This is a genomic window from Streptosporangium sp. NPDC051023, assembly GCF_040689595.1.
Classification (GTDB): domain Bacteria; phylum Actinomycetota; class Actinomycetes; order Streptosporangiales; family Streptosporangiaceae; genus Streptosporangium.
Map to the genome: position 1 here is coordinate 126,495 of NZ_JBFBCE010000012.1, position 14,410 is coordinate 140,904.

The 14,410-nt window shown below is 69.7% G+C and carries 11 protein-coding genes; 4 read left to right on the top strand and 7 right to left on the bottom strand.

Annotated elements, in window-relative coordinates:
• The first annotated feature begins 103 nt into the window (after positions 1 to 103).
• The 4 genes from AB0395_RS10825 (at position 104) to AB0395_RS10840 (ending at position 5,499) form a co-directional block, all read left to right on the top strand.
• Positions 104 to 970, top strand: a complete 867-nt coding sequence (locus AB0395_RS10825) for an ABC transporter substrate-binding protein (protein WP_366279116.1) — start codon at positions 104 to 106, stop codon at positions 968 to 970.
• Positions 971 to 1,118: 148 nt separating this feature from the next.
• Positions 1,119 to 2,414 (top strand): WD40 repeat domain-containing protein, encoded by a 1,296-nt coding sequence (locus AB0395_RS10830; protein WP_366279118.1) that lies wholly within the window; start codon positions 1,119 to 1,121, stop codon positions 2,412 to 2,414.
• Positions 2,415 to 2,781: 367 nt separating this feature from the next.
• Positions 2,782 to 3,897, top strand: coding sequence for a right-handed parallel beta-helix repeat-containing protein (locus AB0395_RS10835; RefSeq protein WP_366279121.1), 1,116 nt, complete (start codon positions 2,782 to 2,784; stop codon positions 3,895 to 3,897).
• Between the two features lie 471 nt (positions 3,898 to 4,368).
• On the top strand, positions 4,369 to 5,499 hold the full coding sequence (locus tag AB0395_RS10840) for a right-handed parallel beta-helix repeat-containing protein (RefSeq protein WP_366279123.1): 1,131 nt from the start codon (positions 4,369 to 4,371) through the stop codon (positions 5,497 to 5,499).
• Positions 5,500 to 5,652: 153 nt separating this feature from the next.
• Here AB0395_RS10840 and AB0395_RS10845 read toward each other — a convergent pair whose 3' ends face one another.
• From AB0395_RS10845 to AB0395_RS10875, 7 genes are all read right to left on the bottom strand, one after another.
• The gene (locus tag AB0395_RS10845; RefSeq protein WP_366279125.1) at positions 5,653 to 5,868 is read right to left on the bottom strand and encodes a hypothetical protein; all 216 of its coding nucleotides are present in this window, start codon (positions 5,866 to 5,868) and stop codon (positions 5,653 to 5,655) included.
• Positions 5,869 to 6,156: 288 nt separating this feature from the next.
• Positions 6,157 to 7,503 carry an MFS transporter gene (locus AB0395_RS10850; protein ID WP_366279127.1) on the bottom strand — a complete coding sequence of 449 codons (1,347 nt, stop codon included), beginning with the start codon at positions 7,501 to 7,503 and terminating at the stop codon, positions 6,157 to 6,159.
• A 150-nt stretch (positions 7,504 to 7,653) separates the two neighbouring features.
• Positions 7,654 to 8,292, bottom strand: a complete 639-nt coding sequence (locus AB0395_RS10855) for an RraA family protein (RefSeq protein ID WP_366279130.1) — start codon at positions 8,290 to 8,292, stop codon at positions 7,654 to 7,656.
• 6 nt (positions 8,293 to 8,298) lie between these two features.
• Positions 8,299 to 9,798 carry an AMP-binding protein gene (locus AB0395_RS10860; RefSeq protein WP_366279133.1) on the bottom strand — a complete coding sequence of 500 codons (1,500 nt, stop codon included), beginning with the start codon at positions 9,796 to 9,798 and terminating at the stop codon, positions 8,299 to 8,301.
• The gene (locus AB0395_RS10865) at positions 9,795 to 11,432 is read right to left on the bottom strand and encodes a hydantoinase B/oxoprolinase family protein (protein ID WP_366279134.1); all 1,638 of its coding nucleotides are present in this window, start codon (positions 11,430 to 11,432) and stop codon (positions 9,795 to 9,797) included. The genes AB0395_RS10860 and AB0395_RS10865 overlap by 4 nt, the downstream gene beginning before the upstream one ends.
• Position 11,433: 1 nt before the next feature.
• Positions 11,434 to 13,506 (bottom strand): hydantoinase/oxoprolinase family protein, encoded by a 2,073-nt coding sequence (locus AB0395_RS10870; protein ID WP_366279137.1) that lies wholly within the window; start codon positions 13,504 to 13,506, stop codon positions 11,434 to 11,436.
• Positions 13,499 to 14,410 carry a 2-oxoacid:ferredoxin oxidoreductase subunit beta gene (locus tag AB0395_RS10875; RefSeq protein WP_366279198.1) on the bottom strand — a complete coding sequence of 304 codons (912 nt, stop codon included), beginning with the start codon at positions 14,408 to 14,410 and terminating at the stop codon, positions 13,499 to 13,501. The genes AB0395_RS10870 and AB0395_RS10875 overlap by 8 nt, the downstream gene beginning before the upstream one ends.

Sequence of the window (14,410 nt, forward strand, 5' to 3'; positions counted from 1 at the left end):
GCACGCCCCGATTTCTCCCGGCGATCGCCGCCCGGCGCATTCCGGCGAGTACGGCCCGGCGCGTTCCGGTGAGCATCGCGGGAAGTACGCGGGAGCGCACGGCGTGATCTCGCGAAGGCGGACTCCGCTCACCGTTCTCACGCTCCTGCTGATCCTTGGAGCCTCCGTCACGGGCGGCTGCTCGACGAGTCAGGAACGGATCGTCTCCCTGTCCCCCTCCGCCACGGAGACCCTCTTCGAGATCGGCGCGGGAGAGGAGGTCGTGAGCGTTGACGAGCACTCCGACTACCCGAAGGAGGTCAGGGAGAGAAGGGACTCCGAGCTCTCCGGTCTCAATCCGGACCTGAACCGGATACTGACCTACCGGCCCACCATAGTGATCTTCTCGGAGCGCCCTCCCGCCACCGGTGTCAACAGCGTCGTCCCCGCTCTCGAGGAGAAAGGGGTCAAGGTGCTGATCGAACCGGCCCCCGAGGACGTCAAAGGCGTTTATCAGCAGGTCCAAGAGCTGGGCCTGGAAACCGGGCACGAGGAACAGGCGAAAAAGCTCGTCTCGGACATGCGACAGCGCATCAGCAGAATCATCAGGACAACCAAGAAGCCTGCCTCCGTACAGCGTTACTACCACGAACTCGACAACACCTACTATTCGGTCACCTCGGACACCTTCATCGGGTCGATCTACGACATGTTCGGGCTCGACAACATAGCCGATGAGTTCGATACCGAGGGATCCGGTTATCCCAAACTGTCCAGCAGGGACATCGTGCACGCCAATCCGGACATCATATTTCTGGCCGACACAAAATGCTGCGGGCAGAACGCCGCGACCGTCACCGACCGCCCCAGGTGGAAGAGGATCTCCGCGGTCCGCAACAGGAAAATCATCGCACTCGACGACGACATCGCGTCCCGTTGGGGTCCTCGCCTGGTAAACCTTTTCCAGATCATCTCAAAAGAGATCAGGTGATCTCCTCGGACACGTTCCGGCCCTCCGGAGAAACCCCTTAACCTCACATCCGGAAAAGTCGGCATAAACGGCTGCGGACAATCGAAGACGATAACGAAAGGCTTGAGCGTCTCAAAGAAGCACAAAAGTCCAAGGAAGGCAGTACCGCATGGATTCGGAAAACAGCCAGGACGGTCACATGCACCGGCGGTCGCTCCTCAGGAGCGGCCTGGCGGTGGCCGCCGCCGCCTCCGGGGTGGTCGCGCCGGACCTGGTGGGCGGCGCGACCCCGGCGTTCGCCGACAAGGCGCGGCAGCACACCGCGCAGGCCACGCGGGCCTCAGGGACGGCGGAGGCGGCGGGCCCGCTCGTGCCGCCCGTGGTCCGCTCCCGTGAGGAGCTCGCCCAGAGAGGAGTGGACTTCCCCGCACCCCCGAGGACCGCGACCGTGCTGCCCATCACCCCGAACGGGACGACCTACGAGATGGCGCAGACCCTGGCCTGGCTGGACGACGACCATTTCGCCGTTGGGCGCTGGGACGGGTCGATGACCGTCTTCAGGTTCACGACCTCGGCCACGGCGGGCCCGCTCATCAACGAGGCGGTCAACAGCCCGGCCTTCCAGGGGGTGCGGATGCTCGCCCCGCTGGGCCGCCGGGCGATCGTCACCTCGAACGACGACCGGTCCATCGCGCTGTGGGTCTCGCCGAGCGGGAAGTGGTCCGATCTGCGCCTGGCGAGGACGTACGGCTACGACGGCTCACTCGGGGCCGCGACCGGCGGGAACGGCGTCTCCGCCGGATCGCCGAACAGCCTGGTGGTCGGGCACTCGACGGGGCACCTCTCGATCTGGACCTACCATCCCGGGCACGAGACGCTCACCTTCCTGCGGTCGGCCGACATCAGGAACCCCAGGCCCGTCAATCCGTGGGACCTGCACGACGTCTACTCGGTCGAGGCGGTGACCGACTCGAGGAATCTGGCGCGCGTGGTCACCGGCTCCGAGGACGGGTACGTCTGCGTGGTGGAGGTGCCGTCGGGAAGAATCCTGTCGCAGACGGTCTTCAACCCCCAGGCCCAGCGGGGCATCAACCACCTCAGCGTGCGTGGCGAGTCGCTGCTGGTCGCCAACTGCTCGGTCGGCCCCGACGACCACAATCTCTGGTACTTCTCGATCGACAGGACGACCTGGCAGATCACCCTGCGCGACAAGGCCAACCTGATCGTCGACTCCCGCAGGCCGCAGGCGTTCAACTTCAGCACGATCTGGGGCGCCTCCTCGCGGGGGCCGTGCTGGTTCGCCTCGACCGAGGAGGGCGCCCTCTGGATGGGCACCGCGGACGCCGCCCTCGACGTCATCGGCTATCAGGAGGTCACCAGCCCCCTCGGCTCCGCCCTCGGCTGGAACGACTCCCCAGGACGGCTCGTCATGGTCGCCTACGACCTCTACGAGTTCACCACCTGAGGACGACCGTTCCCGGCCCGCCTCTCCTGCGCGGAGGCGGGCCGGGAGCGGGAAAGCAAAGTCCCAACGTGACGGAATCGCATTCCTTCCGAGATTGACAGGGGCGGCGACTACACCCGCGAACCCGGGAAACCACGCGGTGGAATCGCCCTGACATCTTCTCTCGTTTATTGACGCCCTCCCCGTTTCACGTAGATCCAGTAGCGGAAAAGCCTTACTGGCGGCATTCGCGGCACGGGTTATCTGACTTCGCGGACAACTCATTGTCAGGCAATCTATGGCGTTAGGCCCCCCCTTCTGCGGATGGCTTCGCACCGGCCCGGCTGAAAGGCCGGGCGATCCGCCGGAAAACAGAAAAGAGAGAACCGTGAACTACGTGAAAGAAACGAGAAGGCGACACCTCGGGAAAACATGCGCCGCCCTCACGCTCACCTTGCTGGCCACGCTGGCTGCGCCCTCGCCGGCGTCCGCGAGCAGCGCCGAGGTGGGCTGCGGCACCGTCGTGACCTCGGACGTGACCCTCACCGAGGACCTGAACTGCACCCCCGGCGGCGCGCTGACGATCGGCGCGGACAACGTCACCGTCGACCTCAACGGCCACACCATCTCCGGTGAGAGCAGCACGGGCGTCTCCGTCCTGCGTCACACGGGGGTGACCGTGCGCAACGGCACGATCGGTTCGGGAGTCCGGGTCGACCTCAACAGCTCCCTCACGCTCTCCCGGGTGAAGCTCACCTCAGGTGCGACAGTGGACCGTGACTCCTCGCTCACCGTCACCGGAACCCTCAGCAGCTGCCGCGTCGGGGGCCTGAGCCTGAGCAACCGCTCGACCCTGACGATGGAGCGGTGCACCACGTACGGCACCATCGTCGCCTCGGACACGCACAACTCGACGGTGAAGTGGAGTGAGATCCACAGTGCGCTGACCCTCAGCGGAGGCGGCTCGAACGCGTTCACCGGCAACGTGTTCGACGGCGCCTGGACGACCCTGAAGGACGGCTCGAACGACAACCTGTTCGCCGACAACACCTTCCAGAACTCCATCGTCGCCTTCACCGCGGGCGCCTCACAGGGGGCACCGAACAAGGTCGAGGACAACACCTTCAAGAACAACGACCTGGGAATGCTCTTCGGCCCCGCCTTCAACAACATATCCATCAGGGACAACCTGTTCCAGGGGAACAGCACGGCCGGGATATACGTCAACACCGGCTCTCCTGTCATCACCAACAGCTACCCGGTCGCCGACAACGTCTTCGAGGGCAACGGCCTGAACCCCAGCGGAATCGTCGACAGGGCGGGAAACACCGTCCAGGGAGGCCTCTACTTCCACAGCAGGTACTGGCAGGGCACGCTGACCCACAACACCGGCAGCGGCAACGGCGGGTTCCTCATCTGGGCGCCCACGGGCCTGGTGACCGACGGCGGGAACAACCAGGGCCCCTGCGGCCCCAACGGCAACTCCGCCCTGACCTGTAGCTGACCCTCGCCCCTCGCCCCGCGTCAGGGCGTCAGGGCACCCCGTCGGCGGGCAGGAGTTCGAGGCGACACGTCATGGGTCGCCCGCGACCTCCATGAGCCAGCCACCCGAAGACGACCGTGCCGGGCCCGCCCCTCCCGTGCGGCGGGCCCGGCACGGAAAGCGAAATCCACAGTGTGACGGAATCGCATTCCTCGCGAGATTGACACCCATGACGATTACGCCCGTGAACCCGAGAAACCACCCAGCGGAATCACGGTGACACTTTCTCTCATCAGTCGAGGCCTTCTCTCCTTCACGGTCAAGCCAGTAACGGAAAAGCCTTACTACTGGCATTTACGGCATAGCTTCTCTGACTTATCGAACCATCGGAGATCATGCAATCTATGGCGTTAGCACCTCCTTCCGCAGACGTTTCGCATCGGCCGGGCAAAAAGCCGGAGGCGATCCGCCCAAAACAGGAAAGAGGCGACCGTGAATCACGGAAAAGAACCGGGACGACGGCATCCGGCGAAGGTGGGCGCCGCCTTCGCCCTCACCCTGCTGGCCGCGCTGGGGGCGCCCCTGCCCGCGTCCGCGAGCGACGACGAGGTGCGCTGCGGCGCCGTACTGACCTCGGACGTGACCCTCACCGGGAACCTGAACTGCGCCGGCGACGCGCTGACGATCGGCGCGAACGGCGTGACCGTCGACCTCAACGGCCACACCATCACCGGCGACGGGACCGGCAGGGGCATCACGCTCGAGAAGAAGGCCGACGTCACCGTGCAGAACGGCACGATCACCAGATTCAAGCTGGGAGCCGAGGCCACAGAGAGCCACCTCACGTTCTCCCAGGTGCAGCTCGTCGGCAACCCGGTGAAGGCGACCCGCGTTTCCTCCCTCACCCTCGCCGGGACACCCGAAACCTGCCTGGCGGAAGGTGTGGACGTGACCGACTTCTCCGTTCTGACGATCGACCGATGTACCGTGCACGGCCTCATCCACGGTGTCGACGGGCGCCAATGGACGGTGAAGGGAAGCACGCTGAGCAACGGCTACGCGCAGCTCGTCGAGAACGGTTCCGCCGCCTTCACCGGAAACGTCTTCGACAACTTCCCGGTTGACCTGGTCGGGGGGACCAACAACAACCTGTACGCCAACAACGTCTTCCAGAACGCGTCGGTCGCCTTCAGGGCGGAGTTCTCCATGGGAGCCCCGAACACACTGGAGGACAACGTCTTCAGGAACAACGACTTCGGCATGGCCTTCTGGTCCACCTTCTACAACGTGTCCGTGAGCAACAACCTGTTCGAGGGCAACCGCGCGGCCGGCATCCTCATCGACCCCTCGCGCACCATCGCCACCAACCCCTATCCGATCATCGACAACGTCTTCGAGGGCAACGGCCTGGCGCCCAACGGAGCCGCCGACAGGGCGGGCAACCCCGTCAAGGACGGCATCCATGTCGCCATCTCCACCGGGACGCCGGTCAAGCTGACGCACAACAGCGGCGGCGGCAACGGCGGGTTCGTCATCTGGGGACCGGCGGGCCAGGTGACCGACGGCGGGAACAACCACGGCCCCTGCGGCCCCGAGGCCAACCCCGGCCTGGACTGCTACTGACCCTCTCCGCGCGGCGGGGAGACGGTGAGCCATGAGGGACCCTCGGACGCGGTGAAGGCGAGGGTCACCGCGGGCGAGGGTCAGCGCGCGGGCCGGGGTGTCCTCCCAGGAAACCGGGGCGGCGGAGGGGACGGCTGCCCGGTCCCTCCGCCGTCAGACCCGCTCCCAGCAGTTGCGCACCCAGTGGATCTGCTCCTCGGTCTGACTGAGGAACATCTGGACGAATCCGCAGGAGACGCAGGTGTAGAGATTGACCTTCTCGGCGTGAAGCATCTTAAACAAAGCGGTCGGGGTCTCCAGGTGAATCCGCGCGGTGTAGATTTCCTCACCCCCGCAGACGTCACAGCCACCATTTCTCATGTCAACCATTGCCGCATGATAATCCGTTCCGGCGAAACAAAGAGGATGTTTCCCCGCCCCCCGGCGGGAAAGCAGCCATAGCTTTTGGGCATCGGATATGGCGTGCCGTGCCACGGGAAACCGGTTCCCGCCGGGAAACCGTCTCCGTACCGGGGCACGGGCCTTCCCCGGTCAGTGGGCGCGGGCGGCGGCCCGGACGGCTTCGAGGGTGCGCTCGACGTCGTCGCGGGCGGCGCGGAAATCGGTGACGCAGACCCGCAGGACGTAGTGGCCGCCGACCGTGACCGGGAAGGGCGATCAGAGCCTCGCGGCCAGCCAGCCCGAGGGAACCATGAGCGCGGCGACGACGACCATGAACGTCAGCGCCGCCGTCCACGTCCCCGTCATGTCCCGTAGCAGCCCCGCGAGCAGCGGACCGGCGGCGGACATGAGATAGCCGCAGCTCTGCACCACGCTCGACAGCCGGTCCGCCTGGGAGGGGCCGCCCGCCCTCGCCGTCACCATGGCGAGGGCCAGGGGAAAGGCGGCGACGCCGAGCCCGAGCAGGAACGCCCACACGTACGGCACCGCCCCCGGCGCGGCCAGCAGTCCCGCCAATCCCGCAGCGCCCGCGGCCCCACACGCCATGGCGTACCACGCCTGGCCGCGGGAAGTCCGCGCCAGGGTCGACACCACCAGTCCCGTGGGCAGGCTGACGAGCTGGACCAGCGACAACGGCAGCCCCGCCTCCGCGGGGGCCATCCCCGCGTCGGTGAGGATACGGGGGAGCCAGGCGAGCACGACGTAGAAGACGATCGACTGCAGCCCGAAGAAGACCGCCAGAGCGGCCACCGTCCGCCGTCCGATCGCCTGCCCCTCCGCCGCCTCGCTCCCGTCCGTCTCGCCCTCGCCGGGACCTCCGAAGCCGGGACTCCCGACGCCGGGACCGTCGCGCTCGCCGGACACCGCACGGTCCGCCCCCTCAGACAGCACGCGACCCGCCGTCCTGGGCACCGTCCCCGAGGGGACCGCCCGTGTCAGGAGTGCCAGGGGCAGCGCGGCGGCGAGGGCGGGCAGCGCCCACACCGCGAGAGCGGGGCGCCAGCCGTGCGTCAGATCGTCCAGCGGCCTGGCCAGGGCGGCGGCGAACATCGCGCCGCCGCCGATCGCGGCGGCGTAGACGCCGGTCATGACACCGATCCTGCCGGGGAAACGCCGCTTGACCATGCCGGGCAGCAGCACGTTGCCGATCGCGATGGCCACCCCGACCAGGACGGTGCCGCCGATGAGGGCCGCGATGCCGCCCGCGCCGCGCACCAGGATTCCCACCGCGAGAAGGGGCATCGTCACCGCGAGCGCGCGCTCGGCGCCGAACCTGCGGCCGAGGACAGGGGCCAGCAGGGCGAACACCCCGAAACAGAGCAGGGGCAGGGTGGTCACCAGCGAGATCGTGCCCGCGCCGAGCCCGAGCTCGGCCCCCGCCTCCCCGGCGAGCGGGGAGAACCCGGCCAGCGCGGGGCGCAGGTTGAGAGCCAGTGCGACGACCGCCGCCACCGCGACCGCCGTCGCCGCGGCTCCCCTCCCGCCCGGGATCGCCGACCCTCCGGTCTCCCGTGCACCGGCCCCATGGAGGTTCCGGCCCTCCGGGGCTCGGCCCTCAGGCATTCCTGTCATCCGTCCCGCCACTGGTTCCTCCGAAGATTCACCCGAATCGTCCGGTGACACGATGCCAGACCCGTCATGGCTCACCGGCCGGTGCCCCTGGCGGCGGGCGAACAGGTGCTCGTGGAGCGTCCGGCTGACCTCGGCCTGGCCTCAGCTCTCCGCCGGCCTGGCGCGCAGTGCCGCGACCAGGTCGGCCTTGTGCCGGTAGGCGGCGGCCAGCGGCGCGCCCTCCCGCAGCGCGGCCGCCACCGCCTCCTCCGCCTCGGCGTAGGCGACGGCGTCGGCCAGCACCCGCGGGCCGGGGCCGGCCACCACCCCGCCCTCGTCCATGAGGATCGTGTCGCCGTCGGCGACCCGCACGCCCGCCACGGAAACCGGCTCCCCCACGGCCGCGACGTGCACCAGCGGTCCCGGTCCGGCAGTGGCCTCGCGGAGCGCCCACAGCGGCAGGCCCAGCTCCCGCACCGCGCCGACGTCGCGCGCTCCGCCTTCGACCAGGGCGCCGACGGCGCCCGCGTTCAGGGCCGCCAGAGTGAGGATCTCACCCCACACCGCCCCTTGCGCCGCCTCCGCCCCGGCGACGACGACCACGCGTCCGCCGAGGTCCTCGTCGAGGAGCCGGTGCAGGGGCTTGAGGCCCTCGGGGCCGGGGCCGGGTGCCAGCAGCACCGTCCGTGCCTCTCCCCGTACGGCGGGAGCCCGGTGGACGGGCAGCAGGGGCGGGCTGAGCCACCCCCGCAGGCCACGGAGCTGGAGCACGTCGGCGACGGCACTGGCCGGTGGCAGCACGTCAGATCATCCCTTCAACAGAAATTTCCGGATCTTGCCTACCGAGGTGCGGGGCAGTGCCTCGACGATCTCGAACCGCACCGGCCGCTTGGACCTTGCCAGTCTGGCCGCGCACCAGTCGGCGAGGTCGTCCAGGCCCGCGCCGTCCTTCGGCACCACGAAGGCGACCGGAACCTCGTCCCTGACCGGATCGCGCTCCCCGACGACCGCGGCCTCATACACACCGGGGTGGGCGGCGAGCACGGACTCGACCTCGACGACCGACACGTTCTCCCCCGCGACCTTCAGGATGTCGCCGCCGCGTCCGGCGAAGTACACGTTGCCGTCGGAGTCGACGGTGGCGAGGTCGCCGGTGGCGAACCATCCGTCCCGGAAACAGACGGCCGTCGTCTCGGGATCGTCCAGGTAGCCGCCGAACAGCGTCTCGCCGGGCGTCCCGCCCACGAGGATCTCGCCGACCTCGCCCGGCCGTACCGGCAGGCCCGTCGCCGGGGACACGACCCGCACCGCGCAGCCCGGTGTCGGCACGCCCATGGCCCGCGGGACCGGGGCGAGCATCCGGTTGGTCAGCACGGCGGGAAGGGTCTCGGTCATGCCGTACAGCTGGCGGGGACGACAGCCGAGCAGGGCGGCCATCGCCTCGTACTGGTCGTCGGTGAGGTTCTGCGCGTACCAGCAGTTGACCAGCCGCAACCCCTCGACCGGGGTCGCCCCCCTGGCGAGGATCATCCGCATCGGCGCGGCGAACAGGCTGGCGTGGGTCACCCGGTGACGGGCGGCCTGGGACAGGAAACGGCTGGCCGAGAAGGCGTGCACCAGCACCACGCTCGCGCCGACCGCGATGGCGGGCGCGAAGGAGTAGTACTGCGCGTTGGCGTGGAACACCGGCAGCACGACCAGTTGCCGGTCGTCCGGCCGCAGGGCGGAGGCGGCGGCCATCACATCGCCCGCGAAGGCGTAGTTCGCCTGGGTGACCACCACGCACTTGGGCGCGGAGGTCGTGCCCGAGGTGAACATCAGGCCGAGGGGCGCCTCGGGAGGCGGCAGCTCGCTCCACAGCGGCGGCTCCCCGGCCAGCCCGTCGAGCGTGACGTCCGACTCCGGCACCTCGACGACCACGACCCCCGCCACCTGGGAGGCCGCGACCCGGAAGGCGGTCGCCCGTTCCGGCGCGCAGACCCCCAGCACGGCGCCTGCGCGCCTCAGGTGGACGGCGAGTTCGGGAGCCGTCGAGGAGGGGTCGGAGGGGACCATCGCCGCGCCGAGTTTCGCGCAGGCCAGCCAGATCGCGACGAACGCCGGGGAGTTGCGCAGGGCCACGCCGACGCGCGAGCCCGCCGTGACCCCCCTTGCCGCAAGGCCGCCCGCCACACGGTCCGCCAGGGCGTCGAACTCGGCGTAGGTCCAGCGGGTCACGGACCCGTCCGGCCCCTCCCAGATGAGGAAGGGGTGATCCGGACGGGCCGCCACCGCGTCCCACCAGCGGGCGGCGAACGTGACGGTCATGCCCGCGATCCACCCGCGGGCGGGGCGGGCGCCACCCCGGAGACCGCGCCGGCGGCGGCCTCCCGGGTGTCCTCCACAGGCGTGCCGTACCCTCCGCCGCCCGGCAGCTCCAGCCGGACGACGTCGCCCGGCTGGAGGGTGATGCGGGCCTGGGTGCGGACCGGCTCCCCGTTGACGAGGAAGCTGCCCGTCGCCCCGGCCTCGCCGCCGAAGACGCCGAGCGGCCCCCTGGCCAGGCGGCTGGTCACCGCGTTGAGCGTCCACGGCGCCTTGGTGTCCACGGTGAACTCGATCGTCTGGCCGAGACCGCCGGTGTGCAGGCCCCGGCCGCCGGAGTCGCGGCGCAGTTCCTTGCGGAGGAACCGGATCGGGGCGGAGCCCTCGACCACCTCGATGGGCACCGCGGAGACGCCCGTCGGATAGGAGGTGGCGGAAAGGCCGGGCTTCGACGCGCGGGCGCCGACCCCGCCCGCGTAGGTGAACATCGCGGTGATGAAGGGGCGGCCGTCGTCGTGCTGCCCGCTGACCTGCATGGTCCACACCGCCGCCGAGCCCTCGGCCATCACCGCCTCGGGCAGCACCTGGGACATGGCCTGCAGCAGCGGCATCGGCAGGAACATGCCGACCACGTGCCGAGCCGTGCACGGGGACGGCGGCACCGCGTTGACGATGCTGCCCTCGGGGGCCTCGACGCGGATGGGGGCCAGCGAGCCCGCGTTGTTCGGGATGTCGGGGTTGAGCAGGCTGCGCAGCGTGAACGTGGTGTAGGCGTGGGTGTAGTTCTTCACCACGTTGATGCCGTACGGGCTGGCGCCGGAGGATCCCGCGTAGTCGACGAGGATCTCGCCGCGCTCGTTGTCGACCGTCAGCGCGACCTGGATGATGATCTCCGAGCCATCGGCCAGGTCGAGCACCGAGGACGCCTCGTAGCGCCCGCCGGGCAGGGCCCTGATCGCGCGCCGGGTGGCGTCCTCCGAGCGTTCGACGACCACGTCGGCGAGGTCCTCGATGTCGTCGAGGCCGTAGGCGTCGAGCAGGGTCCGCAGCCGTTGCGCCCCGACCTCGCCGGAGGCCATCTGCGCGTGCAGGTCACCGGCCATGTGGGTGGGCTGGCGGACATTGGCCAGGATGAGGTCCCAGACCGGGGTGTTGCGCTCGCCGCGCACCATCAGCTTGGTGATCGGGATCCACAGGCCCTCCTCGAAGACGTCCCTGGCCCCCGCACCGATGCCGTACCCGCCGACGTCGGTGTGGTGGATCGTGGAGCAGAAGAAGGCGATCGCCCGGCCGTTCCTGAAGACGGGGACCAGCACGGTCACGTCGAGCAGCTGCCCGGCGGTCTTGTAGGGATCGTTGGTGATCAGCACGTCGCCGGGTTCGAGCGAGTCGACCGGGTGCTTGTCCAGCACGTGGCGCACCGCGATGGCCAGCGAGTTGATGTGGCCCGGGGTGCCGGTCACCGCCTGGGCGACCATCCGACCCCGCCGGTCGAACAGCGCGTTGGCGAGGTCGCCCGCCTCACGCACGATCGGGCTGAAGGCCGCCCGCTGCAGTGCCCTGGCCTGCTCGTTGACGGTCGAGATCAGCGAGCCCCAGAGCACCTCGAGCTCGATCGCGTCAAAGGTCCTGCTCATCTCAGGCCTCCCTGGTTGCGATGACGGAGCCGTCGGCGGAGACCTCGCAGGTCCAGCCGTCCGGCACGACGGAGGTGGTCTCGCGTTCCTCGATCAGCGCGGGACCGCTGAAACGGTCTCCTGCGCCGAGGGAGGCCCGGCGGTAGACGGGGACGTCGAGGGGCGCCTCGCCGCGGCGGAACCGGGCCCGGCGGGTGCCCTTGGGGACGGGGGCGCCGGTCCCCTCCGGCAGGGCGGGCACCTCGAACGGCGGGGCGTCCGACCAGGCGGCGACCCGCCAGGTCACGACCTCAACGTCCACGTCCGGGATGCGCAGGCCGTACACCCGCTCGTAGGCCTGGTGGAAGGCCTCCGCCGCCTCGGCGACAGCCCCCGGCCAGCTCTCTCCCTCGCCGACCCAGACGGTGATCTCGTTGCCCTGCCCGGCGTAGCGGGCGTCCAGGCCGTAGCGGAACTGAACGTTCGCCACGTCGGCCCCGGCGGCGGTGAGGACCCGGCGGCCCTCCTCGCGCATCTCGTCGAGCAGCGCGTCGCGGTCGGCCTCGACGCCGTCGCCGAGCACGCGGAGCATGCTGCGGGCCAGGTCGATGCGGACCGGGCTGACCAGGGTGCCGAAGGCCGACAGCACGCTCGCGTTGACCGGGAAGATCACCCGGGGGGCCTCAAGGAGCGTGGCGACCCCGCAGGCGTGCACCGGGCCCGCGCCGCCGAAGGCGATGAGCGAGACGCCGCGCAGGTCGATGCCCCGCTCGACGGCGTGCATGCGCGCGGCGGCGGCCATGTTCTGGTTGATGACCTCGTAGACGCCGACCGCGGCCTCGTCGGCGCCCGCCTCCAGGGCCTCGGCGAGCGGCCCGAAGGCGTTCCTCGCCCGGTCCAGGTCGAGCGGCATCTCGCCACCGAGGAAGTAGTCCGGGTCGAGCAGGCCCATGACGAGGTCGGCGTCGGTGGTCGCGGGGATCGTGCCACCCCTGCCGTAGCTCACCGGTCCCGGGTCGGCCCCGGCGGAGTCCGGGCCGACCTTGAGCAGGCCGAGGTCGTCGATGCGGGCCAGGCTGCCGCCACCGGCACCGATCTCCACCAGGTCGACCGAGGGCACCGAGCACGGGTAGCCGGAGCCCTTCTTGAACCGGTAGACCCTGGCGACCTCGAACTCGTTGGTCAGCTCGGGCCGGTGGTCCTCGATCAGGCAGGACTTGGCCGTGGTGCCGCCGAGGTCGAAGCAGAACAGTCGGTCCTCGCCGAGCCTGCGGGAGTACCAGACTCCGGCGAGCGCGCCCGCCGCGGGGCCCGACTCGACCAGCCGGATCGGCACCTTGCGCGCGTCGGCGGCGGAGACGACCCCGCCGTTGGAGAGCATCATCAGCACCGAGGCGCCGAAGCCGCTCATCCGCAGCCAGCGCTCCAGTTCCTCGAGGTAGGGGCCGATCACCGGCATGGTGGCCGCGTTACAGGCCGTGGTGATCATGCGGGGGTACTCGCGGATCTGCGGGGTGACCTCGTAGGAGGCGCAGACCGGCACGCCGAGCCGCTTGGCCAGGCCCTCGGCGACCACCCGTTCGTTGTCGGCGTTGGCGTAGGAGTTGAGCAGGCAGACCGCGACGGCCTCGACGCCCCGCATGCTCTCGGCCAGCTCGTCGAGGGCGGCCTCGGTTGGCGCGAGCCGTACCTCGCCGGTCGCCGTCACGCGCTCGTCGATCTCGAAGACCAGTTCCCTGGGGATGGGCGGGGCGGGGAACTCGATCTGCAGGTCGTACATGTCGTAGCGGTGCTCGGTGCGGATCTCCAGCGTGTCGCCGAAGCCCCGGGTGGTGACGAGCGCGGCGCGTCCCGTCTTGCCCTCGATGAGCGCGTTGGTGATCAGTGTCGTCGCGTGCACGATGGGCCGGGTGATGTCGCCGGGCTCGATCCCGGCCTTGGCCAGGGCCGAGGTCACGCCGTCGCGCACGCCGCCCAGCGGCGCCGAGGGCGTGGTGAGTGTCTTCTCCACGACCACTCGGCCCGAGTCGGCGTCCAGCAGGACGATGTCGGTGAAGGTGCCGCCGATGTCGACGGCGAGGCGCCAGTCAGTCACTCGCTGCGCTCCCCTCGGTGATGGTCCACGTGTCGGGACCGTTGAGCAGGGTGGCGAGGTCGCCCTCGCCCTGGGTCTGTACGGCCCGGCCGAGCTGGTCGGCCATGAGCTCGTCGTAGGAGGGCCGGTCGACGTCGCGGAAGACGCCGATCGGGGTGGGGTCCGAGACTCGGGAGGCGACGAAGGCCTCGCCGAGGTCGTCGGTGGTCTCGACCTCACGGAACAGGTCGTCCCTGGAGAAGGCGCCGTCGTTGAAGATCGGGCAGTTCTGGTAGATCTCCACGAACGAGGCGCCTCGGTGGGCTGCGGCCCTGCGGAGCACGCCCTGCAGGTGCCTGCGGTCGGAGTCGATGGTCCTGGCCACGAAGGTGGCTTCGGCGCCGAGGGCCAGCGAGACGGGGTTGAACGGCCGGTCGATGGAACCCACCGGCGACGATTTCGTGATTTTCCCGATTTCTGAGGTCGGGGAGTACTGGCCCTTGGTCAGGCCGTAGATCCTGTTGTTGAACAGCAGGATGTTCAGGTTGACGTTGCGGCGCAGCGCGTGGATGAGGTGGTTGCCACCGATCGAGAGGCCGTCGCCGTCACCGGTGATCACCCAGACCGACAGGTCGGGCCTGGAGGAGGCCAGACCGGTGGCGATGGCCGGGGCGCGGCCGTGGATGGAGTGGAAGCCGTAGGTGTCGAGATAGTAGGGGAACCGGGAGGAGCAGCCGATCCCGGAGACGAACACGATCCGCTCCTTGGGAACGCCCAGCTCGGGCAGGAACCCCTGCATCGCGGCGAGGATCGCGTAGTCCCCGCAGCCGGGGCACCAGCGGACCTCCTGGTCGGACTTGAAGTCCTTCATGCTCAGCTTGACGCCGGACTTCGGCACCGGGGACAGGCCCAGGCCGTTCTGGAT